At 72.8% G+C, this 23,730-nt stretch carries 23 protein-coding genes; 12 read left to right on the forward strand and 11 right to left on the reverse strand.

Annotation, left to right across the window (positions count from 1 at the left end; all coding sequences use genetic code 11):
• Positions 1–147 precede the first annotated feature (147 nt).
• Positions 148–1,773, forward strand: a complete 1,626-nt coding sequence (gene aceB, locus ACZ7EC_RS26670) for a malate synthase A (protein ID WP_471066417.1) — start codon at positions 148–150, stop codon at positions 1,771–1,773.
• 67 nt (positions 1,774–1,840) lie between these two features.
• Here the strand turns inward: aceB and ACZ7EC_RS26675 are convergent, their stop codons facing one another.
• Positions 1,841–2,755 carry a HipA family kinase gene (locus ACZ7EC_RS26675; RefSeq protein ID WP_471066418.1) on the reverse strand — a complete coding sequence of 305 codons (915 nt, stop codon included), beginning with the start codon at positions 2,753–2,755 and terminating at the stop codon, positions 1,841–1,843.
• Positions 2,756–3,262: 507 nt separating this feature from the next.
• On the opposite strand from ACZ7EC_RS26675, the gene ACZ7EC_RS26680 reads away from it, so the two are divergent.
• The gene (locus ACZ7EC_RS26680) at positions 3,263–4,081 is read left to right on the forward strand and encodes a CAP domain-containing protein (protein ID WP_471066420.1); all 819 of its coding nucleotides are present in this window, start codon (positions 3,263–3,265) and stop codon (positions 4,079–4,081) included.
• Between the two features lie 55 nt (positions 4,082–4,136).
• On the opposite strand, the gene ACZ7EC_RS26685 is transcribed toward ACZ7EC_RS26680, so the two are convergent.
• Complete coding sequence (locus tag ACZ7EC_RS26685; protein ID WP_471066608.1) at positions 4,137–5,654, reverse strand: IucA/IucC family protein; 1,518 nt, start codon at positions 5,652–5,654, stop codon at positions 4,137–4,139.
• 193 nt (positions 5,655–5,847) lie between these two features.
• Here ACZ7EC_RS26685 and ACZ7EC_RS26690 point away from each other — a divergent pair, with 193 nt between their 5' ends.
• From ACZ7EC_RS26690 to ACZ7EC_RS26705, 4 genes are all read left to right on the forward strand, one after another.
• Complete coding sequence (locus ACZ7EC_RS26690; RefSeq protein ID WP_471066421.1) at positions 5,848–7,404, forward strand: IucA/IucC family protein; 1,557 nt, start codon at positions 5,848–5,850, stop codon at positions 7,402–7,404.
• A gap of 9 nt (positions 7,405–7,413) precedes the next feature.
• Entirely contained in the window at positions 7,414–8,676 is a 1,263-nt protein-coding gene (locus ACZ7EC_RS26695; RefSeq protein WP_471066423.1) for a VWA domain-containing protein, read from the forward strand.
• The gene (locus ACZ7EC_RS26700; protein ID WP_471066610.1) at positions 8,676–9,479 is read left to right on the forward strand and encodes a hypothetical protein; all 804 of its coding nucleotides are present in this window, start codon (positions 8,676–8,678) and stop codon (positions 9,477–9,479) included. The genes ACZ7EC_RS26695 and ACZ7EC_RS26700 overlap by 1 nt, the downstream gene beginning before the upstream one ends.
• Positions 9,480–9,674: 195 nt before the next feature.
• Positions 9,675–10,205, forward strand: coding sequence for a hypothetical protein (locus ACZ7EC_RS26705; protein ID WP_471066424.1), 531 nt, complete (start codon positions 9,675–9,677; stop codon positions 10,203–10,205).
• Positions 10,206–10,232: 27 nt separating this feature from the next.
• On the opposite strand, the gene ACZ7EC_RS26710 is transcribed toward ACZ7EC_RS26705, so the two are convergent.
• Entirely contained in the window at positions 10,233–10,877 is a 645-nt protein-coding gene (locus ACZ7EC_RS26710; protein WP_471066426.1) for a winged helix-turn-helix transcriptional regulator, read from the reverse strand.
• A gap of 81 nt (positions 10,878–10,958) precedes the next feature.
• On the opposite strand from ACZ7EC_RS26710, the gene ACZ7EC_RS26715 reads away from it, so the two are divergent.
• Positions 10,959–12,167: a pyridoxal phosphate-dependent aminotransferase gene (locus tag ACZ7EC_RS26715; RefSeq protein WP_471066428.1), complete on the forward strand. Its 1,209-nt coding sequence runs from the start codon at positions 10,959–10,961 to the stop codon at positions 12,165–12,167.
• A gap of 26 nt (positions 12,168–12,193) precedes the next feature.
• Here ACZ7EC_RS26715 and ACZ7EC_RS26720 read toward each other — a convergent pair whose 3' ends face one another.
• Positions 12,194–13,420, reverse strand: coding sequence for an ATP-grasp domain-containing protein (locus ACZ7EC_RS26720; protein WP_471066430.1), 1,227 nt, complete (start codon positions 13,418–13,420; stop codon positions 12,194–12,196).
• A 477-nt stretch (positions 13,421–13,897) separates the two neighbouring features.
• Here ACZ7EC_RS26720 and ACZ7EC_RS26725 point away from each other — a divergent pair, with 477 nt between their 5' ends.
• From ACZ7EC_RS26725 to ACZ7EC_RS26735, 3 genes are all read left to right on the forward strand, one after another.
• Positions 13,898–14,494: a histidine phosphatase family protein gene (locus tag ACZ7EC_RS26725; RefSeq protein ID WP_471066431.1), complete on the forward strand. Its 597-nt coding sequence runs from the start codon at positions 13,898–13,900 to the stop codon at positions 14,492–14,494.
• Between the two features lie 104 nt (positions 14,495–14,598).
• The gene (locus ACZ7EC_RS26730) at positions 14,599–15,228 is read left to right on the forward strand and encodes a hypothetical protein (RefSeq protein WP_471066433.1); all 630 of its coding nucleotides are present in this window, start codon (positions 14,599–14,601) and stop codon (positions 15,226–15,228) included.
• A gap of 80 nt (positions 15,229–15,308) precedes the next feature.
• A complete protein-coding gene (locus ACZ7EC_RS26735) occupies positions 15,309–15,731 on the forward strand; it encodes an acyl-CoA thioesterase (RefSeq protein WP_471066436.1) in 423 nt (140 codons plus the stop codon).
• Positions 15,732–15,792: 61 nt separating this feature from the next.
• On the opposite strand, the gene ACZ7EC_RS26740 is transcribed toward ACZ7EC_RS26735, so the two are convergent.
• The 7 genes from ACZ7EC_RS26740 to ACZ7EC_RS26770 form a co-directional block, all read right to left on the reverse strand.
• The gene (locus tag ACZ7EC_RS26740; RefSeq protein WP_471066611.1) at positions 15,793–17,118 is read right to left on the reverse strand and encodes a nucleobase:cation symporter-2 family protein; all 1,326 of its coding nucleotides are present in this window, start codon (positions 17,116–17,118) and stop codon (positions 15,793–15,795) included.
• 348 nt (positions 17,119–17,466) lie between these two features.
• On the reverse strand, positions 17,467–18,846 hold the full coding sequence (locus ACZ7EC_RS26745) for an 8-oxoguanine deaminase (protein WP_471066437.1): 1,380 nt from the start codon (positions 18,844–18,846) through the stop codon (positions 17,467–17,469).
• Positions 18,847–19,011: 165 nt separating this feature from the next.
• Entirely contained in the window at positions 19,012–19,959 is a 948-nt protein-coding gene (pucL, locus tag ACZ7EC_RS26750; protein WP_471066440.1) for a factor-independent urate hydroxylase, read from the reverse strand.
• 4 nt (positions 19,960–19,963) lie between these two features.
• On the reverse strand, positions 19,964–20,371 hold the full coding sequence (gene uraH / locus ACZ7EC_RS26755) for a hydroxyisourate hydrolase (protein WP_471066443.1): 408 nt from the start codon (positions 20,369–20,371) through the stop codon (positions 19,964–19,966).
• Between the two features lie 2 nt (positions 20,372–20,373).
• Complete coding sequence (gene uraD, locus ACZ7EC_RS26760; protein ID WP_471066444.1) at positions 20,374–20,886, reverse strand: 2-oxo-4-hydroxy-4-carboxy-5-ureidoimidazoline decarboxylase; 513 nt, start codon at positions 20,884–20,886, stop codon at positions 20,374–20,376.
• Positions 20,887–21,023: 137 nt separating this feature from the next.
• Positions 21,024–21,386, reverse strand: a complete 363-nt coding sequence (locus ACZ7EC_RS26765) for a helix-turn-helix domain-containing protein (RefSeq protein WP_471066445.1) — start codon at positions 21,384–21,386, stop codon at positions 21,024–21,026.
• Entirely contained in the window at positions 21,383–21,658 is a 276-nt protein-coding gene (locus ACZ7EC_RS26770; protein WP_471066447.1) for a hypothetical protein, read from the reverse strand. Before ACZ7EC_RS26770 ends, ACZ7EC_RS26765 begins: the two co-directional genes overlap by 4 nt.
• Positions 21,659–21,818: 160 nt before the next feature.
• Here ACZ7EC_RS26770 and ACZ7EC_RS26775 point away from each other — a divergent pair, with 160 nt between their 5' ends.
• A complete protein-coding gene (locus ACZ7EC_RS26775; RefSeq protein WP_471066449.1) occupies positions 21,819–22,676 on the forward strand; it encodes a TIM barrel protein in 858 nt (285 codons plus the stop codon).
• A gap of 43 nt (positions 22,677–22,719) precedes the next feature.
• On the forward strand, positions 22,720–23,613 hold the full coding sequence (locus tag ACZ7EC_RS26780; RefSeq protein WP_471066451.1) for a 2-hydroxy-3-oxopropionate reductase: 894 nt from the start codon (positions 22,720–22,722) through the stop codon (positions 23,611–23,613).
• Positions 23,614–23,730: the final 117 nt, after the last annotated feature.

The raw sequence follows: 23,730 nt of genomic DNA on the forward strand, positions 1-23,730 counted from the left end.
AGAATCTCGACATCAACAAACCATTGAAGTTCCACAATGAGGAAACTAGTATCCACTGCTCAGAAGCGTCCGGCCGCACAGCGGGCGCGATTCATCCCTTTCGTGCCTCTTGGCACGTGGTGCCACCGCTGAAGGAAGTGACAGCTCATGTCCGCACCAGCGCCGTCCCCGCTGGCCATCGTCGACGCCGAGCCCCTGCCCCGGCAGGAAGAGGTCCTCACGGACGCGGCGCTCGCCTTCGTGGCGGAGCTGCACCGGCGGTTCACCCCGCGCCGTGACGAACTCCTGGCCCGCCGGGCCGAGCGCCGCGCCGAGATCGCCCGCACCTCCACGCTCGACTTCCTGCCGGAGACCGCCACCATCCGCGCGGACGACTCCTGGCGGGTCGCTCCGGCTCCGGCCGCGCTGAACGACCGGCGCGTCGAGATCACCGGCCCCACCGACCGCAAGATGACCATCAACGCGCTCAACTCGGGCGCCAGGGTGTGGCTCGCCGACTTCGAGGACGCCTCCGCGCCCACCTGGGAGAACGTCGTCCTCGGCCAGCTCAACCTGATCGCCGCGTACACCCGCACCATCGACTTCACCGACCCGAGGACCGGGAAGTCGTACGCGCTGCGGCCGGACGAGGAGCTGGCGACCGTCGTCGTGCGCCCGCGCGGCTGGCACCTGGACGAGCGGCACCTCGCCGACGCCGACGGCCGCCATGTGCCGGGCGCGTTCGTGGACTTCGGCCTGTACTTCTTCCACAACGCCCAGCGGCTGCTGGACCTCGGCAAGGGCCCGTACTTCTACCTGCCGAAGACCGAGTCGCACCTGGAAGCCCGCCTGTGGAACGACGTGTTCGTGTTCGCGCAGGACTACCTGGGCATCCCGCAGGGCACCATCCGCGCCACCGTGCTGATCGAGACCATCACGGCGGCCTACGAGATGGAGGAGATCCTCTACGAACTCCGCGACCACGCCTCGGGGTTGAACGCGGGGCGCTGGGACTACCTGTTCTCCATCGTGAAGAACTTCCGTGACGGCGGGCCCAAGTTCGTCCTGCCGGACCGCAACGCGGTGACGATGACCGCCCCGTTCATGCGCGCCTACACCGAACTCCTCGTGCGCACCTGCCACAAGCGCGGCGCGCACGCCATCGGCGGCATGGCGGCCTTCATCCCCTCCCGCCGGGACGCGGAGGTCAACAAGGTGGCCTTCGAGAAGGTCCGCGCCGACAAGGACCGCGAGGCGAACGACGGCTTCGACGGCTCCTGGGTCGCCCACCCCGACCTGGTGCCGATCGCCATGGAGTCCTTCGACCGGGTCCTGGGCGACCGGCCGAACCAGAAGGACCGGCTGCGCGAGGACGTGCACGTGACGGCCGCCGATCTGATCGCCGTCGACTCGCTGGAGGCGAAGCCGACGTACGCAGGTCTGGTCAACGCCGTGCAGGTGGGCATCCGTTACATCGAGGCGTGGCTGCGCGGCCTCGGTGCGGTCGCCATCTTCAACCTGATGGAGGACGCGGCCACCGCCGAGATCTCCCGCTCCCAGATCTGGCAGTGGATCAACGCGGGCGTCGAGTTCGAGAACGGCGAGAAGGCGACGCCCGAGCTGGCCCGCAAGGTCGCCGCCGAGGAACTCGACCGCATCCGGGAGGAGATCGGCGAGGAGTCCTTCGCCGCCGGGCACTGGCAGGAGGCGCACGACCTGCTGCTGCGGGTGTCCCTGGACGAGGACTACGCCGACTTCCTGACCCTGCCGGCGTACGAGCAGCTCAAGGGCTGAACCCCAGCGGAAGGCGGGGTGGCGCGGGACGAGAATCCCGAGCCGCCCCGCCTCTCCCCGTCCGCCGTCAGCGCAGGTGGATCGCCCCGTCATGTTCCACCGCCGGCTTTCCGTGCAGGTCGGGGACCTGTTTCAGCCAGTCCGGGCGGCCCGCGCGGGTGCGGGCGGCGCGGGCGGCGTCCTCGGCGGCGACCTGCTCGCGGCTCGGGAAATCCAGGGGCAGCCACTCGGCCGACAGCCGTACGCGGGCCAGGAGATAGGCGACGTAGGCGTCCCGTACGTCGTCGGGCGTGGCGAATCCGGCGTCCTCGGCCAGCCACGCGTCCGGCACCTCGGCGACGATGGCCCGCAGCAGCTCCTCCGTGACGCGCGGGGCGAGTTCCGCGTCGGCGGCGCGGACGTCGGGGCCGTACGGGCCGAGGGCGTGGTGGCGGAAGTCGTAGCGCTTGCCCGGTGCCGTGGTGTCCCAGCGGTGGTGGAAGACGAGGGCGGCGCCGTGGTCGATGAGCCACAGCCGCGGCGGCACGGTGCCGAGCGTGGGCCACACCATCAGGTTGGAGCTGTGCACCGTGCGGTCGACGTTGACGGTCAGCGCGTCCAGCCACACCACGCGGCCCGCCTCCAGCGGGTCCACCGGGAAGTCGCGGGCCAGCTCCGGGGTGAAGTCGCGGGCGCCGGGCAGGTAGTCCATGCCGAGGTTGACCCCGGCGCTCGCGCTGTGCAGATCGCGCACCTCCTGGTGCGGCTCCGCGTCGGCGACGGCCGGGTCGAAGTGGACGAGGACCAGCTCCGGGAACCGCAGCCCGAGCGCGCGGGCCAGCTCCCCCACCACCACCTCCGCGACCAGCGCCTTGTGCCCCTGCGCGGAACCGGTGAACTTCACGACGTACGTGCCCAGGTCGTCGGCCTCGACGATGCCGGGGACCGAGCCGCCGGAGCGCAGGGGCTCGACGTAGCGGGTCGCGGTGACCTCTCTCAGCATCGTTCGCGGTCTCCCAGGTCGTCTGCCGTGCTCCGCACGGCCGACTCCGAGGCGGTGCGCCGGGCCGGGGCGGCTCCCCGGCCCGATCGATTATCCCCCGCCCCGGTGGAACGCCCGGAGGGGTCGGCGACGCCGCCCGGTGCGGTGCCCGCTCCGGACGAGCGGCCTGCGTGACATCCCTCACAGGAGGGCCGCCACTAAGCGGCCCGGATAGTAGACGGCCCTTCGACGACATAGGGGATTTGTCCGTCTTGAGATCGACGCGGGCCGCTCTGCGGGCGGCGGCCTCCGGCGGCCGGAGCGCCCGCTCCTACTCGTCCGCCGAGCAGTGTTTTTGACGGTCCGCCGGGTGGGGGAAAAGATCGCGATCGCGAAGTCGGCATCTTCGCGGGCGTCTGGCAAGGGTGCCGCGCGGCTACGAGGGCGGGTCGTAGGACGGCTCGTTGCGGTCCTGTCCGGCACCTGCTGAGACTGGGCGCTCGGCGATCACCGAGCGAGGTTCACACCATGGGCAAGCACCGCAAGACGCAGCACTTCCGGCGAATGGTCATCGGCGCCGTCGCGATCGGCGCGGTGGGCGTGCCGTCCGTCGCCCTGGCTTGTGCGGACTGGCCGTCCGGCGTGGCCGGCCAGAGCGCGGCCACCGGCGCCGCTCCCGTCGCGCCGGCAAACTCCACCGCGCCCGTGGACACGCCCGTGCCTGCCTGGACCGCGATATCCCGGCAGCCCGGCACGCCCCTGGCGACACCGACGCGGCGGACGCATCCCCATCACCGCGTACTGAAGACCGCCGACGCGCCCCGCCCCACCGGCGCACCGGCCGCCACCCCGGCGAGCAGCGCTCCCCCGGCCGACCGGGCCGCGCGGACCACGCAGACCTCCGCGGACCCGGCGCCCGCCCCCGCCGCGTCGAGCGCCCCCGCGCCGACCGCCACGGCCGCCCCCGCGTCCGGCGTCGCCGCGCAGATCGTGCAGCTCGTCAACGCCGAGCGGGCGAAGGCCGGTTGCCAGCCGCTCGCCCTCGACGACAAGCTGACCGAGGCCGCGCAGGCGCACAGCGCGGACATGGCGGCCCACCAGAACATGTCGCACACCGGCTCCGACGGCTCCGATCCGGGCACCCGGATCACCCGCGCGGGGTACTCCTGGAGCGCGTACGGCGAGAACGTCGCCTACGGCTACGCCACCGCCGCCGAGGTCATGGCGGCCTGGATGTCCAGCCCCGGCCACCGGGCCAACATCCTCGACTGCGGCTACCAGGAGATCGGGGTCGGTCTCGCGGGGCCCGGCAGCTACTGGACGCAGGACTTCGGCACGGCCCGGTGAGCGCGGCCGGTCGTACGCCGGGGCGGCCGCCGGTCGTACGCCGGTCGTACGGGGGTCAGCCGTCGGCGAGCGGGTTGCGCAGCGGCAGATAGCGGGCGTCCGCCCCGTCCGCGCCCGTCCACCGCAGCAGCAGGTTGGTCTTGCCCGGCAGGGTCGGCGAGCTCAGCAGGGCGGGGATCTCCGGCAGGTCGTGCCGGGCGAGTGACCGGCGCACGGCGGGCCAGGGGTCGTACCCGCGATGGTGCTCGGCCAGCGCGGCGGCGATCTCCATCAGGTGGTTGACCACCAGGCAGTACACGAGCCGCTGCCAGCCTGCGGCACGCGGCACGTCCGGCAGCAGTTTGACGCCCTCGGCGTCCCGGAACAGCGCCTGTACGGGCGTGCCGGCCGCGTCCACCGCGACCAGGGTGTTCTGCAGGTGCGCCTCCAGGACGACGCCGTGCGCGTCGAACGCGGTCAGCGCGGGCGGCACGACCCGGGCCAGGTACGCCTCCCACCAGGCCGCCGGGTCCGCCGCCGCGGTCAGCGGGCTGCCCTCGAAGCCCTCGGCGAGGCCCGCGGCGAGCAGCGGCACGGCGCCCGGCAGCAGATGGCCGCGCAGCCCGTCGCGGACCACCACCGCCAGCTCCTCGTACGCGAAGGCGGCGGTGCGGTGGCCGCGGTCGGCGAGCCAGGCGGCACTGGTGCCCGTCGCGGCTCCCATCGCGGCGAAGGCGCGCGCGGCGGCGGTGTCGGTACGGCGCAACCGGCGCAGGTCGTGCCGCCAGAGCCGGCGGATGTCGTTGGTGATGCGCACGTCCAGGCTGAACTTGAGGAACAGGTCGGCCCGCGGCTCGTACACCGTGCGGACGGCCGCCGTCGGCCAGGTGTCGAAGGCGGTGGTGCCGAGCCGGACCAGGCGGCCGTCGGCGAAGGCGGGGGCGAGGGTTTCGGCGGCCAGGTCGAGCTGCCAGGGGTGGGCGGGCAGCAGCCGGTAGCCGGGCGGCGCGCTGCCCAGCGCGTCCAGGGCGCGCAGGTCGCCCTCCTCGGCCACCTGGTCCGCGCGCACCCCGAGCAGCACCAGCGGGAAGCGGGCGTGCGCCTCGGGGGCGTACGGCAGCCAGGACCCGACCGGGCCGCCGCCGCGCGCCTTGGGGGCCGGGTGGTAGGGGTGGCCGGTGATCAGGGACTGCTCGGAGCGCAGATAGAGGTCGTCGGGCGGGGTGGTGCGGGCGCGGGCGGCGAGCAGCGCGGCGACGGCCTCCCGGCTGTCGATCATCTCGGCGGGCAGGTCGCCGCCGGGCAGCCCGGTGTCCCGGCGCAGTTCCTCGGCGACGAGTTTGACCAGTTCGGGGTGGTCGAGGCGGTGCCAGGCGCCGGCCGCGAACACCTCGGGCTCGGCGGGTCGGCGGCCGGGGCGCACCCGCAGCAGCCGCCCGGTGCCGGGCAGCCGGTGGGCCGGCCGCTCGCCGGGGGCGGCGGGCAGCGGCTCGGCCACCTCGCGGAGCAGGCAGTTGAGCAGGGGGGCGGCCGCATAGGCGTCGGCGAGCCGGTCGGCGGCGGCTGCGGGGGGCTTGGGGTCCACGCGTTCCATTCGTTCTTCGGCGGCGTTCTTCTGCGAGCCGTTCTCCTTCGAGCGTCGCACCCTCGGGGGCGCGTTCTTCGCAAGGGGCCCGGAAGCGATCAGTATGGCTTCGTATCCGGCCATGGTGCCGTCCTGCGACCATGGTCCCGTCTTCCGTACCCGGCCATCGTGCCCCGTACCGGCCGCGACCGAGGAGCCGTCCGTGTCCCACTCCCCCACCGCCGAGGCCGAGGTCGCCGCGGAGCTGAGGGCCGTACGCCCCGGACTGCTGCCCCGGTACGAGGCCGAGCTGCCCGGCGCCCGCGCGGCCGTGCTGACCCGGCTGTGGCGGGGCCTCGCGCACGAACCGCTGCCCTGGATCACCGGCCGGACGCACGGGGCGTACGGTCTGGCGCTGCGGCTGCCCGGCGGCCGGACGCTGCACGGGCCGGACACGGATCCGTACGCCACGCACGCCTACGCCGGCGCCGTGCTCCTGGACCGGGAGCGGTACGCGGATCCGGCCCGGCTGATGGCTCGGCTGGCGTCCGCCGGCGTGGCGGGGCCGGGGGCCGAGGGGTTCGCGGCGGAGCTGGGGCACAGCGTGGCCTCGCTGGCGCTGTCCCGCGCCGCCGCCGGTCACCCGGCGGACCGGCCGGTGGACGCCCCCGCGGCCGGAGATCCGGGGCGGGACTGGGAGTGGGAGCAGCGGGTGGTCGACGGGCACCCCTTCCATCCCAACTGCCGTTCCCGGCCCGGCCTGTCGGTCGCGGAGCAGCTGGCGTACGCCCCGGAGCACCGGCCCGTGGTACGGCTCGGCACGCTGCCGGTACCGGCCGCCGAGTGCCTGGTGACCGGCGCCTGGCCGGACGAACTGCGGGACGGCGAGCGGGTGTTGGTGCCGGTGCACCCGTGGCAGGCGGCGCATGTGCTCAAGCGGTCGTACGACGACTGGTGCGCGGCCCATCCGCTGATGTCCCTGCGGACGCTGGCCGTGCCGGGCGGGCCCCATGTGAAGACGGCGCTGAGCGCCCGGCTGACCTCCTCGGTGCGGGACATCTCGCCGTACTCGGTCGAGGCGGCGGCGGTGCTGTCCGACTTCGCGGCCGAACTTGCCGGGCACGCAGACGGATTGCTGCATGTCACCCGCACCCTGGGGGCGGTCGCCGCGGGGAGTTCCGACCTGGCCGCGCTGCTGCGGGAGTCCCCCGAGGGGTACGCGGAGCCGGGCGAGCGGGTCCTGCCGGTGGCCGCGCTCGCCACCACGCGGCTGCCCCGGAACCCCGTGTGGCTGGCCGCGTTCACCCGGCTCGCGCTCACCGTGGGGCTGCGGCTGCTCGATCTCGGGGTGGCCCTGGAGGCGCACGGGCAGAACCTCCTGGTGGTGCTGGGCACCGACGGGTCGCCGCGGCGGCTGGTCTACCGGGATCTGGCCGACGTCCGGATCAGTCCGGCCCGCCTCGCCCGGCACGGCATCGCGCCGCCACCGCTGACCGGGCGGCTGGTCACGGACGACGAAACCGCCCTGCGCCGCAAGCTGTTCGGCTCTCTGGTGGCGGGCGCGCTGGCCTCGGTGGCGGGCTCCGGTCCGGCGCTCGGGGCGGCGCTGGCGGCGGTCGTACCGGAGCTGCCGGACACGCCCGATCTCGCGGTGCTGCGCCGGGGTCCGGTCCCCGCGAAGGCGCTGACGCTGATGCGGCTGTCGCCGGGGACACCGGGCGACCAGTGGACGACCCTGCCCCACCCGCTCGTTTTGGAGGCCGGCGCGGTTGATCAATAGGATCCGTCGATGATCAGAAGACAACGGCTGGCGGCAGGAGTGTGCGCCCTGCTCGCCGCCCTGACGGCCGGGCTCGCGTTCCCGACCGCGGCGGCCGCCGACGAGACGGAGCAGGCCGCTCCGAAGGTCGAACTGGTGCTGGACGTCAGCGGATCCATGCGAACCCGTGACATCGACGGCGGCACCCGGATGGCGGCGGCGAAGCAGGCGTTCGACGACGTGCTCGACGCCACCCCGCAGGACGTGGAACTCGGCATCCGCACCCTCGGCGCCAACTACCCCGGAAACGACCGCAAGGAAGGCTGCAAGGACACCGCGCAGCTGTACCCGGTGGGTCCGCTGAACCGGACCGACGCGAAGACCGCGGTGGCCACGCTCCAGCCGACCGGCTGGACGCCGATCGGGCCCGCGCTGCTGAAGGCGGCGGACGACCTCCAGGGCGGTTCCGGCACCCGCCGGATCGTGCTGATCAGCGACGGCGAGGACACCTGTCAGCCGCTGGACCCGTGCGAGGTGGCACGCGAGATAGCCGCCAAGGGCATCGGCCTGACCATCGACACGCTCGGCCTGGTGCCCGACTCCAAGACGCGCGACCAGCTCAGCTGCATCGCGGACGCGACCGGCGGCACGTACACCTCCGTGCAGCACAAGGAGGAACTGACCGACCGAGTGGGCCAGTTGGTGCACCGGGCAGCCGATCCGGTGGTGACGCCGGTGGCCACCACGGGCGCCGGGCAGTGTGCGAGCGCGCCGACCCTGAAGTCCGGCCTGTACACCGACCGCGCGGCCTTCGGGCAGCAGCGCTGGTACAAGGTCGACGTCGAGCCCGGCCAGGAGCTGCGCGCCTCGGTGAGCGTCGCGGACGACCGGGCCGTGAACCCCTCCTACGGAGTGCTGCTGCGGGCGGTGACCCTCAAGGGGCGGGAGATCGTGCGCGGTGAGGCGGCCGGTACCGGGCGCACCGACATGATCTCCACCGGGCTGCGCTATCCCAAGCCGTCGAGCGACGACGACAACGCGCCCGCGGAGACGGTGTGTCTGGAGGTCGCGCACTCCTTCTCGGCGCCCACGGGCGTGAAGACCACGCCGGGTCTGCCGCTGGAGCTGACCGTGGACGTGGTGAACGGCCCCCACCAGGCGCACGACGTGGCCTCGTTCGGGCTCGGGCGCGGCTGGTGGCTGCTGGGCACGCTGGTGCTCGTCGGCTTCGTCGCGGGTGTGGTGTGGGGCTGGCTGTCGCGCTGGCGGGTCGCGATCTGGAGGACGAACTGATGCGGGCCGTACGCGTATTGAGCGCTCTGGGTACGACACTGCTGGCGCTCGGGCTGGCCGCGGGACCGGCAGCCGCCGACACCTCGCCCTCCCCCAGCTCCTCCGACGGCTCCGGGAAGCCGGCGCCCACGCAGGCGGGCACGTCCTTCCGCACGGCGACGGAGCTCCAGCAGGGGCAGCGGGCGACTGCCTCCGGGTCCACCGGTGACTACCTGTACTGGTCGTTCCCCGCGGACACCGGGCAGCGGCCGACGGTCAGGGCGACCGTGCAGCTGCCGCAGACGCACGGCGCCGAGACCTGGCAGCTCGACGTGTTCGACGGGCTGCGCCGCCACCAGTCCTGCCAGTACGGCGCCTCCTCCCGCACCGCCGGACAGGGCGCGGGCCCGGTCGAGTTGGCCTGTGTGATGCGTACCGTGCGCGGCTGGGCGGAGCCGTGGTCCAACGACCCGCTGCCCGGCACGTACTACGTCCGGCTGACGGTCGTGGACCTCGGCGCGGCGGATCTCGGTCAGCCGGTGAACGCGGAGGTCCAGGTGGACTCCAAGGACATCGGCGGCCCCTCCGCCGTCGACGGCTCCCTGGGCAAGCCGCTCGTCCCCGGCATCGCGGTCAAGTCCGAGAAGCAGAGCGGCGATTCCAAGACCGCCGTGCTCTCCAGCTTCGGCTCCCGCGACGGGTGGTCCTCCGGGTGGTGGTCCGACCGCTGGGTGTGGACGGGCATCGGCGCGGTGCTCGCGGCGCTGGCCGGCATCGGCGGGTACGCGCTGACGCGGGGACACGGCCGCCCGCCGACCGTCTGACCTCGCCGTGGCGGCGTAGCCGCGTCCCCCGTCTCGGAGTCCCGCCGTCTTGGTGTCTGCGACCGCCGCTGTGGAGAAGGGCCCGCCCGCGTGGCGGGCCTTTTTCCTGCCCTGGTTCCCGTCCCCGGCCCTCGCTCCGGCCGCTCGCGTCGGCTTATCGCCCCCGCCGCCCGCCGCAGCCGATAGCTTGGCCGCATGTCCGCGTTCATACAACAGCTTCCGGCGCTGGTCGGGGTCGTCATCGGTGCCATCGGCTCGTACCTGGCCATCGCCCGCGGCGACCGCATCCGCTTCCACCGCGAGCGGTCGGCCCGCTGGGAGGAGCGGCGGCTGGCGATCTACGCCGAGTACGCGAGAGCGCTCAAGCAGTCCGTCACCCTGGCCTACCGGATCGCGGCCCACCAGGGCATCGACCCGCATCCGCACCCGCTGTCCCCCGAGGAGGCGGCCTCCCAGCTGGCGGAGGCGGCCGATGCCCGCGACCCCGCCGGGGAGGCGCTGCTCATGCTGGGCAGCACCGGCGTGGTGGACAAGGCTCGCGAATGGGTCGTCGCGGTGATGGACATGGAGCGGTTCCTGCGCGACGGCGCCCCCGACCCCGAGACCTGGGCGGCCCTGATGGCGCGGCAGCGCACCGCACGCGAGGCCTACTACGCGGCCGTCCGGCACGACCTCGGGCTCCCGCCCGGTCACTCCGCCGAATGGAGCCTGCCGGCGTCCTCGTGAACCCGCCCGTGCCGTCCGGGAGTTCTCTCACCCCTCCCGCAGCGCCTTCGCCGCCGGCCCCTCGCCCTCCACCGTGACCTCGCCCGTGCGCAGGGCCTCCGGGAGGGTGAGGGTGCCGCGGGCGACGGCCTCGGAGACCGGGGTCGTCAGGGTGAGGCGCGCGTCCTCGGGGGCGGGCGCCGGGCCGTCGCCGTACACCGGTACCGCGTCCGCCGGCTCCAGGCCCGGCCGGACATGGAACTCGCCCTCCTCCAGGCGGACCTCGACCAGTCCCCGCACACCGAGTCCCTCCAGCGCACGCAGCAGCGGCAGCGCGAACCAGTGCGCGCGGACCGCGTCCGTCGGGCGGCGCTCGCCGAGTTCGGCCTCGCCCCAGGTGCCGAACGCCTGGAGGACCGGCAGCAACGCGCGTCCGCGTGCGGTGAGTTCGTAGACCGTGGCCGCGCCGGGCGGCGGCAGCCGGCGCCGGCCGGCCAGGCCGTCCCGTTCCATGTCCCGCAGCCGGGAGGCGAGGACGTCGGTGCTCACGCCGGGCAGGTCCGCGTGCAGATCGGTGTAGCGACGCGGGCCGGCGAGCAGTTCCCGGACGATCAGCAGGGTCCAGCGGTCCCCGACGAGGTCGAGCGCACGGGCCGCGGAGCAGTACTGGTCGTAGCTTCGGCGAGGTGGCATGCGACGCAGTCTAGACAGGTTGTTGGACTTTCCAAGCTCCAGCTTGGTAAAACCAAGCAACACGAGTTCCGGGAGGGACGCATGGAGTTCCGGCAGTCGAACAAGCTCAGCGAGGTCTGTTACGAGATCCGCGGCCCGGTGATCGAGCACGCCGATGCGCTGGAGGAGGCGGGCCACAGCGTGCTGCGCCTGAACACCGGCAACCCCGCGGCCTTCGGCTTCGAGGCACCGGAGGAGATCCTCCAGGACATGATCCGGATGCTGCCGCGGGCCCACGGCTACACGGACTCCCGCGGTGTGCTCTCCGCCCGCCGCGCCGTCGCCCAGCGCTACCAGAACCTGGGCCTCGAAGTCGATGTGGACGACGTGTACTTGGGCAACGGCGTCTCCGAGCTGGTCTCCATGGCCGTACAGGCGCTCGTCGAGGACGGCGACGAGATCCTCATCCCCGCGCCGGACTTCCCGCTGTGGACGGCGGTGACCACGCTGGCCGGCGGACGGGCCGTGCACTACCTGTGCGACGAGGGGTCCGACTGGAACCCGGACCTCGCCGACATGGCCGCGAAGATCACGGACCGCACCAAGGCCGTGGTCATCATCAACCCCAACAACCCGACGGGCGCGGTGTATCCGAAGGAGGTCGTGGAGGGCATCCTGGACCTCGCCCGCCGGCACGGCCTGATGGTGTTCGCGGACGAGATCTACGACCAGATCCTGTACGACGACGCCGTGCACCACTCGGCCGCCGCCCTCGCCCCCGACCTGGTCGTCCTCACCTTCTGCGGACTGTCCAAGACGTACCGCGTGGCGGGCTTCCGCTCCGGCTGGCTGGTCGTCACCGGCCCCCGGCAGCACGCCAAGGACTACCTGGAGGGGCTGACCATGCTCGCCTCCATGCGGCTGTGCGCCAACGCGCCTGCGCAGTACGCCATCCAGGCCGCGCTCGGCGGCCGGCAGTCGATCCGCGAACTCACGCTGCCCGGTGGGCGGTTGTACGAGCAGCGCACGGTGGCCTGGGAGAAGCTCAACGAGATCCCCGGTGTCTCCTGCGTCAAGCCCAAGGGCGCCCTGTACGCCTTCCCGCGTCTCGACCCCAAGGTGCACCGCATCCACGACGACGAGAAGTTCGTCCTGGACCTGCTGCTGCGCGAGAAGATCCAGGTCGTCCAGGGCACCGGCTTCAACTGGCCCTCCCCCGACCACTTCCGCATCCTCACCCTCCCCCAGGCCGACGACCTGGAGGCGGCGATCGGCCGGATCGGGCGGTTCCTCGCGGGCTACCGGCAGTAGGGGGCCGCGCCGCACGGCGTGCGCGGTCACACACCGCACCACCGACCGGTGGCCGCCGTGCGCACATCGGCGGCCAGCACCTCCGGGTCGGTGTGCCACAGCAGCACGGAGACGCCGAGCACGCCCGCGGTGCCGGTGTGGGTCTGCCGGGCGGCCCGGCGGACGTGCACGAGCCGTTCGCTCGTCGTCTCGGGGGTGTGCCGGTGGCGCTCGCCCGGCATGACGGGGATCCACACCCAGGCGGCCTGCGTGCCCGTGGGGTCCGGCACGGGGACGGGCAGGTCCGCCTGGAGGGCGAGATTGACCTCTTCCAGGTTCACCCCCGCGTACAGGCGGGAGAGTTCGGAGACCAGCGCGCCGGGAGCGCGTCCGGCGACCTCCACGACGACCAGCTCGCCCGCGCCGTCGACGGCGAACTCGGTGTGCACGACGAAGGCCCCCTCGCCACCGAGGGCGGCGACCACGGCGCGGTTCAACTCATGCGCACGGTGGGACAGTTCACTGTCGCACGGCACGGTCCAGCCACCCAGCCTGCGGCCCTCGGGCAGGTCGAGCAGGGGGCCGAGGTACGTGCCGGTCTGGACCGGGGTGAGCACACCGTCGCGGACCAGGGTGTTGACGTGGTGGAAGGTGCCGTCGAGGAACTCCTCGACCTGCCAGTCCTGTTCACCCCGGTGCGCGGCGAGCCAGTCGCGCAGCTCCGGCTCCGTGCGGAGGATGGCGACGCCCCGTGAGTTGGCCTCCCGGCGGGGCTTGGCGACGGCCGGCAGGCCGATGGTGCCGGTGACGAGCGCGGTGCCGGGCTCCGGGTCCGGTACCCCGTCGGCGAGGGCGAGGAAGCGCGGCACGCGCACGCCGGCCGCGGCGAGGCGCTCCTTCATCAGCACCTTGTCGATGTAGTGCGCGGGGCGGGCCGGATGCCGCGCGGGCAGGCCGAACTCGGCGCGCAGCCCGGCGCAGGAGATGAGGCAGTACTCGTCGTTGGTGACGATCTGCACCGCCCGGTCCCCGGCGAGGCGCCGGATCTCCGTGGCCCAGGTGTCGCGCGGCGCCCGGTGGACGGCCGGGGCGGCACCCGGCGCGTCCTCGCGCAGCACCGCGTCATCGGCGGCATCGGTGAGGACGACGGTCTCCCAGCGCGCCGGGTCGAAGGTGGCCGCCGGGTCGGTGGTGAGCGGCTGCCGGGAGTGCAGGAGCACCGCCAGGGGGCGCGGGGCTGCGTCCACCGGACGGGAGGCGGGGAAAGCGGTCATGACCGGCCTGTCGGGTCGGCGCCGTCACGCACGGGCGAGGTGCGGGCGGCGGTCATGGGCGGGTGGAATGCGGGCGGCGGCCATGGGCGGTCCGGCGTCGGGGGGCCGAGCGGGACGGCGCGGGCTCACGCCGCTCGTCGCCGGTACGGCGCCCGGCGGCCCCGCCGGGCGAAGCCGGGGAGGGGAGCGCCGTGGGAGGGTTCCGGGCAGAGCCGTACGCAGAACCGGCCCGGAGGGGCCTGCGGTCATGCCGTCGCCGTCGATGATTCCCCCCTGAGCCCGCGGACCCGTCGGGACGCACGGGCTTCGGCTGTCATCTCCGGGGAGTCAATCACCGCGCCTCCGGCCGGGACAAGCGGTTGAGCCGGTATCCGGCGGAAGACGCTCCCCCTCGCACAGGCCCATCCGGCGCAGTCCGCCCTGCGGCGGCCGGGCCCCCGTGACACGGTGCTGCCAGACGAGCGGGAAGGCGCGGGGATGGGTGACCTCTTTCTCGTCCGGCACGGTGAGACCGAGTGGTCGCGGTCCGGACGGCACACCGGCTGGACCGACGTGCCCCTGACCGAACACGGCCGGCAGGAGGCGCGCCGGCTGGCGCCGCTGATCGGCTCGCACCGCATCGGCGCCGCCTTCGTCAGCCCCCTGCGGCGCGCCCGCGAGACCGCCGAACTGATCGGCGTCCACGACGCGCGCGTCGACGCCGACCTGCGCGAATGGGACTACGGCGGCTACGAGGGCGTCACCACGGTGGAGATCCAGCGCACCCGCCCCGGCTGGTTCCTGTTCACCGACGGCGTCGCACCGGGCCCGCCCGACCATCCCGGCGAGAGCCCGGAACAGGTCGGCGAACGCGCCGACCGGGTGCTGGCCAGGGTCGACGCGGCCCAGTGCGACACCGAGGGCGTGGTGCTGCTCGTCGCGCACGGCCACTTCCTGCGCGTCCTGACCGCCCGCCACCTGGGCCTGTCCGCCCGCCACGGCGCCCTCTTCCGCCTGGCCACCGGCGCGCTGTGCCGCCTCGGCACCGAGCACGGGCGGCCGGTGATCGCGGGCTGGAACATCCGCCCGAGCTGAGCGGTACGGCCCTCCTCGCGCCGCTTGTCACACCGTCGCCCTACGCTTCCCCCCGAGCCGCCGAATCCGCGGCCCGCCCCGGCGACCCCCGGAGGGAGCGCATCGTGAGCCGAGAGCCGACCGCCGCCCAGCGACGGGTGATCGACGCCGCCGACCCGGTCACCGGACGGCTGCGCGGTACGCAGGCGCAGCTGACGGCGCTGGTGCGGCGCGGCCTCGCCTTCCGCCACCCGCGCCCGCCGCACGACCACTTCCTGACCCCCGCGGGGCAGCGCCTACGGGAGGCGCCGGCCGAGTCCCCGGCGCGCGCGGTGGCCGACGCCGGGACCGAGGTGTTCGCCGCCCGCGCCGGCGGACCGCGGGAGGCGGCCCCCGCCTCGGACGCCGTACGCCTGCGTGAGGTGCGCGGCGCCTGGCAGGGCCTGCTGGAGCTGCGCCGGATGACCAACCCGGACGGCTCGGTGGACCGTCCGTGCGGCTGGGAGCGCGGCCATCTGGTGCGGGCCGCCGCCCTCGCCCTGGAGGCGGCCGGACACCGCCCGGAGACCGCGTCCGCCCCCGGCTACCGGGTGCGCCCGACCCCCCAGCCGGAGGCGGTCGCCGTGTACGCGCCGGACGCGGCGGCCCTGTCGGCCTGCGCGGACACGCTGGAGCGGGCGGGGTGGCAGCCGGGCGAGTACACCGAGCCGCGGACCCGGACCCGCTATCTGCTGGCGTCCCCGCGCCGCGCCTGACCCGAGGGCGGCCTCCGCGTCGCGCATGGAAGGATCGGCGGTCAGACAGCGCCGCCGTACCGGAGCAAGGGGGAACAGCCGTGAGCGAACCGTTTTCCGTCCGCGTCACCGTCCGCGGGTACGAGATCGATGTCCAGGGCCACCTGAACCAGGCCGTGTACCTCAACTACGCCGAGCATGCCCGCTGGTCGCTGCTCCGGGCCGCCGGCATCGGCCAGACCGGCCTGGTGCGCACCGGCGTCGGCCCCGTGGTCCTGGAGACGACCATCCGCTACCTGCGCGAACTCCTCGCCGGCGACGAGCTGGACGTCACCTGCGCCTTCGAATGGACCGCCGGCAAGACCTTCCGGATCAACCAGCAGCTGCGCAAGACCGACGGCACCCTGGCCGCCGAACTCACCGGCGTCGGCGGCCTCCTCGACCTGAAGGCACGCAAGCTGGTCGCCGACCCCGCCGGGATCTTCCGGGAACTCGCCACCGATTCGGCGCTGTTCGGGCTGTGACCCGGCGGACGCCCGCTCCCGGCCCGGAGCGCGGCGACCACCGGGCTCCGGGCCGGAGGCGTCAGTGCGCCGACGCCAACTCCTCCCCCGCCTCCATCGGATGCGTGACGTCCTGTGCGTCGCGGCTCCGGCCGAGGTGGTTGAAGACCAGGTTGAGCAGGACCGCCGTGATGCAACCCGTGGAGATACCCGAGTCCAGGACGATCCGGGCGGTGTCCGGGAAGGCGTGGTAGAAGTCCGGCGCGGTGATCGGCACGATGCCGATGGCCAGGGAGACCGCGACGATCAGGACGTTGTTGTCCTTGTCGAGACCGGCGCGTACCAGGGTCTGGATGCCGCTCGCGGCGACCGAGCCGAACAGGACGACGCCGGCGCCGCCGAGGACGGGGCGGGGGACGACGGCGATCAGGGACGCGGCCGCGGGGCACAGGCCCATCAGGACGAGGAAGCCGCCGCCGAAGGCGACGACGAAGCGGCTGCGGATGCGGGTCATGGCGACCAGGCCGATGTTCTGGGCGAAGGCGCTGCACATGAAGCCGTTGAAGAGGGGGCTGAGGGCGGAGCCCAGGGTGTCGGCCCGCAGGCCGGCCGCGATGGTCCGCTCGTCGGAGGGCCGCTCCACGATCTCCCCGAGGGCCAGCATGTCGGCGGTGGACTCCGTCATCGAGACCACCATCACCACGCACATCGACAGGATCGCGGCGATGTGGAACTGCGGGGCGCCGAAGTGGAACGGCGTCGGGAAGCCGACCAGATCGGCCGCCGCGACCGGGGAGAAGTCGGTGGCCCCGAACGGTATCGCGATCAGCGTGCCGGCGACCAGGCCGAGCAGTACGGCGATCTGCTTGAGGAACCCGCGGGTGAAGCGGCGCAGCAGCAGGACGATCAGCAGGGTGATGCCGGCCAGGGTGAGGTTGGTGGTGGAGCCGTAGTCGTGGGCCGACGGGTCGGGGCCCTGGGCCCAGCCGAAGGCGACCGGGAGCAGGGAGACGCCGATCAAGGTGATGACCGTACCGGTGACGACCGGCGGGAAGAAGCGGACGGCCTTGCAGAACACCGGCGCGGCGAGGAAGCCGAGGAGGCCGGCGACCATGACCGCGCCGAAGATCATCGGCAGCGCGTCGGACTTGTCCTTGGCCGAGGCGATGATCGCCGTCATGGGGGCGACACCGGCGAAGGTGACGCCGTTGACGAAGGGCAGCCGGGCGCCGATCTTCCAGAAGCCGAGGGTCTGGAGGAACGTGGCGAGCCCTGCGGTGAACAGGCAGGCGCCGGTGAGGAAGGTGAGACCGGTGCCGGACAGACCGGCGGCCGCGCCGACGATCAGGGGCGGGGCGACGACGCCCGCGTACATGGCGGCCACATGCTGCAGGCCGCTGGTCGCCATCTTCAGGGCGGGGAGTTTCTCGTCCACCGGGTGGACGGGGACTGGCGCTGCTTCGGCGGGTTGGGCGGACACGGCGGGCTCCTCCGGTCGGTTAAACACGTCGGCTGTGGACGCGGGTGTCAGGGAGGTGGTGCGCGACGGTCGTGCGGGACCGGGGGGCGTGGACGGGGACCCGTAGGGGTCGTGGAGCGGAACCGTAAGGGTCCTGGTGGGAGCCGTAGGGGTCCTGGTGGGGAACCGTTCCGGGGCGCGCACGCTCGCGCGCGCCCCGGAGCCGGCCGCCGTGGGCCCCGCTCGGGTCCACGGCTGCCGGCCGGGAGCCGTCCCTCCCGGCCGGAGTCGGGGGGCTCAGCCCTGGGCGGCGAGCTGCGCGAGACGCCGGGCCTCGTCACGGGTGGCGCGGGCGACGGCGTCCTCGTCGACGGTCAGCAGGCGGCCGTCCGCGACGATCTGACGACCGTTCACGAACGACGCGGTGACCGGGGCGGCCGCGCCGAAGACCAGCGCGGTCACCGGGTCGGCGATGGAGGCGTGGGCCAGTGTGTCCAGCTTCCACAGCACCACGTCGGCCAGCTTGCCCGCCTCCAGCGAGCCGGTCTCGGCGGCCCGGCCGAGCACGCGGGCGCCCCCGTGGGTGCCCAGCCGCAGGGCTTGGCGGGCGTTCAGCGCCGCCTCCTTGTGGGCGCCGAGCCGGTTGATGAGCAGGGCGTTGCGCAGCTCGGTGTGGAGTTCGCCGGACTCGTTGGAGGCGGTGCCGTCGACGCCGAGGCCGACCGGGACACCGGCGGCGAGCATGTCGGGGACCCGTGCGATGCCCGCGGCGAGCCGGGCGTTGGACGAGGGGCAGTGGGCCACCCCGGTCCCGGTGCGGGCGAAGGCCGCGATGTCGGAGTCGTTCATGTGGACGCAGTGCGCCATCCACACGTCCTCGCCCAGCCAGCCCGTGGACTCGAAATAGTCGGTGGGGCCCATGCCGAACAGCTCGTGGCAGAACTTCTCCTCCTCCACGGTCTCCGAGCCGTGCGTGTGCAGCCGTACACCCAGTCGGCGGGCCAGCTCGGCCGCGTTGCGCAGCAGTTCGGTGGAGACGGAGAAGGGGGAGCAGGGGGCCACGGCGACCTGGGTCATGGCGTCGAAGGAGGGGTCGTGGTGCTCCTTGACGGTGGCCTCGGTCGCGGCGAGCGCACCCTCCAGGCTCTCCACGGCGAAGTCCGGGGGCAGCCCGCCGTCCGACTCACCGCGGTCCATGGAGCCGCGGGCGAGGGTGAAGCGGACGCCCGTTTCGCGGGCGGCGCGGATGATCGCGCCGGACAGGTCGCCGGTGCCGCGCGGGTAGACGTAGTGGTGGTCCATGGCGGTGGTGACGCCGCCGCGGGCCATCATGGCGAGCGAGCCCCGGGCCGCCGTGTAGGCCATGGGCTCGTCGATGCGCGCCCACACCGGATAGAGCGCGACCAGCCAGTCGAACAGGTTGTGGTCGGTGGCCAGGCCGCGGGTGATCCACTGGTAGAAGTGGTGGTGGGTGTTGATCAGGCCGGGGGTCGCGAGATGCCCGGTCGCGTCGATCCGGCGGACCACGTTCTCCAGGTTCTCGGGGGCCGACCCCGCGCCGAGCGCCTCGATGCGGTTGCCGGCCAGGACCAGGTACCCGGAGGCGTACTCGGTGTCGTCGGCGTCGACGGTCGCGATCGAACAGTTCTCGATGACGATGCGCTGGGCTGCTGCCATGTTTCGTCCTTTTCGCTCAGCGGACTTCTGTGGGGAGGGCACGGCAGGACCCTGGGGAGATTTGAGTGCCGCGGCCGGGCTCCGGTGGGGTGGTACCCCGGCCGCGGGTGCCGAAAAGGAGGTCGATCAGGGTGCGGGGAAATCAGGGGGCGGTACTGCGGGGGATCAGAGGTTGGTGAGGTCCGCCGGGATCCGCGGCTCGCAGCCGTCCCGCAGGATGGTCGCCTCGATCAGGCCGTAGGGCCGGTCGGCGGCGTAGTAGACCTCGTTGTCGTTCTTGAGCCCGAACGGCTCCAGGTCGACCAGGAAGTGGTGCTTGTTGGGCAGCGAGAAGCGGACCTCGTCGATCTCGCCGCGGTTGTTGATGATGCGCGCGCCCATCTGGTACATCGTCTGCTGGAGGGAGAGCGAGTAGGTCTCCGCGAAGGCCTGCAGCATGTGCTTCTTGACCTGCTCGTACGACTTCTCCCAGTGCGGCATCTTCTGCTCGTCGTCGGTCCAGTTGAACCGCCAGCGGGCGGCGACGGAGGTCGCCAGGATGCGGTCGTGGGTCTCCTGGAGGGTCGTGTACTTGTCCTTGACGTAGCCCCAGAACTCGGAGTTGGTCGAGTTCATGACGGTCAGGTCCTTGAGGCCGGAGACGACCTCCCAGGACGAGCCGTCGTAGGTGATCTGGGTCAGCCGGGTCTCCTGGCCCTTGCGGACGAAGGAGTGCTTGACCTCGTCGGCGCCGATGAACTTGGAGTTGGCGTCGGAGGTGGCGATCCGCTCCCAGGCGTACTCCTCGATCCGGATCCGGGCGCGGTGGATCGGCTCCTGAGAGGTGACGAAGTGGCGGGCGAGGTGGATGCCGAACTGCTCGGCGGACTCGATGCCGTATTCCTTGGCGAACGCGAACACCGTGTTCTTGGTGGTGTCGGTCGGCAGCACATGGGCGTTGGAGCCGGAGTAGTGGACGTCCTCCATGTCGCCGCTCAGCGCCACGGAGACATTGAGGTCCTTGATGTGATGGGTGGCGCCGTCCCGCGTGATCTTGACGACTCGGTTCTCTGCCTTGCCGTACTGGTTCTGGCCCAGGATCACAGGGCGGGCAGGGCGGGAATTGACGGTCATGTAGCTAGCTCCCTCGGTAAACGGAGTAGCCGAACGGGTTGAGCAGCAGCGGTACGTGGTAGTGCTCGCCCGGTACGACGGCGAAGGTGATCGCCACTTCCGGGAAGAACACGCCCGGTCCGCTGTCCCGATTCGCGGGGGCGTCCTGCTGCGCATCGGCTTGCTGGTTCGCAGATTGCTCTCGGAAATACGGCTCCACGGCGAAGTCGAGCCGTACCTGGGTGGTACCCGCCGGTGGGGCCGGCAGATCCTTGCACCGGCCGTCGGCATCGGTCGCGGAGCCGCCGAGCGATCGCCAGTCCGCGTCCGCGCCCGAGCGGGCGAAGAGGTGGACGGCGACGCCGTGGGCGGGGCGGCCGATCGAGGTGTCCAGGATGTGCGTGGACACGGAGGCGGTGGTGCTGGTGCTCATGGTCAGGCGTCCTCTTCGACGAGTCGGGCCAGTCGGATGCGGTTGATCTTCCCCAGCTCGGCGCGGACGATCTCCCGCTCCTGCTCCGGCGCGTTGCCGATCCGCTCCTTGACCGCGTCCCGCATCCGCTCGCCGGTCAGACCGGTGGCGCAGATGAGGAAGACGTGCCCGAACTTCTCCTGGTAGGCCAGGTTGAGATCGAGCATCTCGGCCTTGAGTTCCTCGGACGCGCCGGCCATGCCGCGCTGCTCGCGGGCCGAGGCCGGATCGCCCGGCCGGGGCCGCCCGATCGGCGGGTGCCCGGCCATCGCCTCCGCCAGATCGGCGGCGGTCAGCTCGGCCAGGGCCGCGTCACCGGCGGCGTAGAGCTCGTCGGCGGTGGCGTAGGGACGGGCGGCGGTCAGCCGCCGCGCCCACGCCGTGGAGGCGCACGCCTCGTGGAGGGCGGCGAAGGCCGCCCGCTCCTTCAGATCGTTGAACCGGGCCAGACCGGGGGGCGTGGAAGTCGACGTCACGGGAGCCTCCGTGGCCGGATTCGGCCTTCGTGCTGAACGGGCTGCCGATAGCTAACGCCCCCGGAAACGTCGCGTCAACACTTTGTTGAAAAATCTGCGTTACGAGCCGTTACAAGCGCCGACACCTTCCGGACGCCTCAGCTGCCCTTCTCCCGGTTGAGGTAGTTGTAGACCGTGAAGCGGCTGACGCCCAGCGCGCTCGCCACGGTCTCCACCCCGTGCCGCACGGCGAAGGCGCCCCGTGCCTCCAGTATCCGCACGACCTCCTGCTTGGCCTTGCGGTCCAGGTCGGACAGGGGCCGGCCCTCGCGGCGCTCCATCGCGGCGAGGATGTGATCGAGGGAGTCGGCGAGCTGGGGCAGGCGTACGGCGACGACGTCGGCGCCCTCCCAGGCGAGCACGACATCCTCCGGGCCGGCCTCGTCGGCCGGCACCATCACCCCGCCCATGGCGTCGACCAGCGGTTTCACGGCCGCGATGAAGGGCTCCTCCCCGGTCATCCATCACCCTCCCCGGCTTCGCCGCCACTGCCGCCGCCCAGCACGTTGACCTGGAGCGAGATCCGGGTGGCGCCCGCCGCGAGGCTCCGGCGCAGCAGCGCGTCGACCGCGGTGAGCACCTGCTCGGCGCCGCCCTCGGCGGTGTTGCCGAACGGGCCGACGTCCACGGCGTCCAGGGGCGCGGTCTCGACGACCTCCCGCGCCGCCAGGGCGTGCGCGGGGGCCTCTTCCAGGTCGAAGGGTTCGGTCGTGAACTCCACTTTCAATCGCACGCGCACAACCTAACGCGCGGTACGCGCCGCGGGGTGCCCCGGCGGGGAACGGCGGGCGGACCCCCTTGACAAGCGGCGACACACGGCGGCAATCTTCCAATACGCAGAAACGAACTTCCGTAATGCGGAATAACTACCACGGAAGGGAGCGCGGCCCGACATGCCAGGTTTCGACTGGGGCACCGCCGCAGACCAGCGCTTCAACGTCAACCTGTCGATCCTCTTCACGGAACTCCCGCTCCTGGAGCGCCCCGCGGCAGCCGCCGCGGCCGGCTTCACCGCGGTCGAGCTGTGGTGGCCCTGGGTCGACTCCCCCACTCCCCCGCAATCCGAACTGGACGCCTTGAAACGGGCCATCGAGGACGCGGGCGTACGACTGACCGGACTGAACTTCTACGCCGGACAGCTGCCGGGCCCGGACCGCGGCGCGCTGTCGGTCCCCGGCGAGGAGTCCGAGCGGTTCCGCGCCAATATCGACGTGGCCGCGGACTTCGCCGCGTCCCTCGGCTGCACCGCGCTCAACGCGCTCTACGGCAACCGGGTCGACGGGGTGGACCCGGCCGAGCAGGACGCGCTCGCCCTGGAGAACCTGGTCCTCGCGGCCCGCGCCGCCGACCGGATCGGTGCGACGCTGCTGATCGAGGCGCTGAACGCGCCCGAGTCGCCGCGCTACCCGCTGGTGTCGGCGCCGGCCGCGGTGGAGGTCGTCGACCGGGTCAACGCGGCGACGGGCCTCGGGAACGCCTCGTTCCTGATGGACCTGTACCACCTGGCCATGAACGGCGAGGACCTGCCCGCGGTGATCGACCGGTACGCCGGGAAGACCGGCCATGTCCAGATCGCCGACAGTCCGGGCCGCGGCGCCCCCGGCACGGGCTCGCTCCCGCTGGCGGAGCTGCTGGACCGGCTGCGGAAGGCCGGTTACGAGGGCTGGGTGGGCCTGGAGTACAAGCCGGGCGACCGCCCCAGCGCCGAGTCCTTCGACTGGCTCCCGCGCGAGGCGCGCCCGGCGCGCTGAACGCCCCTGACATCGCACGGCAGTTGAGAGAGGCACCCCGAACATGAGCACAACGCTCCCGAAGATCGCCTGGATCGGCCTCGGCATCATGGGCTCCCCCATGTCCGAGAACCTGATCAAGGCGGGTTACGACGTCACCGGCTACACCCTGGAACAGGCGAAGCTGGACCGGCTGGCCGCCGCCGGCGGCACCGCGGCCCCCTCGATCGCCGAGGCCGTGCGCGAGGCCGATGTGGTCATCACCATGGTCCCCGCGTCCCCGCAGGTGGAGGCCATCGCCTACGGCCCGGACGGCATCCTGGAGCACGCCCGGCCCGGCACCCTGCTGATCGACATGTCCTCGATCACACCGGGCACCTCGATCGAGCTGGCGGCCGCCGCGAAGGAGAAGGGCATCCGGGTCCTGGACGCCCCGGTGTCCGGCGGCGAGGCCGGGGCCGTCGAGGCGGTGCTGTCCATCATGGTCGGCGGCGAGCAGGCCGACTTCGACGAGGCCAAGCCCCTGTTCGAGGCCCTCGGCAAGACCATCGTGCTCTGCGGGCCGCACGGCTCGGGGCAGACGGTGAAGGCGGCCAACCAGCTGATCGTCGCCGTGAACATCCAGGCGTGCGCCGAGGCCGTGGTCTTCCTGGAGAAGTCGGGCGTCGACCTCGCAGCCGCGCTCGACGTGCTCAACGGCGGGCTCGCGGGCTCGACGGTGCTGACGCGCAAGAAGGACAACTTCCTGAACCGCGACTTCGCACCGGGGTTCCGGATCGATCTGCACCACAAGGACATGGGCATCGTGACCGACGCCGCCCGCAGTGTCGGCGCGGCCCTGCCGGTCGGTGCCGTGGTCGCCCAGCTGGTGGCGTCCCTGCGCGCGCAGGGCGACGGGGGGCTGGACCACTCGGCGCTGCTGCGGTCGGTGGAACGGCTGTCCGGCGCGCAGGTCTGACGCCGCCCCCCCAGGACCGGCCTCCGGGCCCCCTCCGAGACTTCCGGGTCGCGGTGCCGTCGACACCTGTCCCGTCGCGCCCAATGCGGTGCCGCGGCCCGGAACCAAATTCAACAA

It is taken from the genome of Streptomyces sp. NPDC037203 (assembly GCF_055605065.1).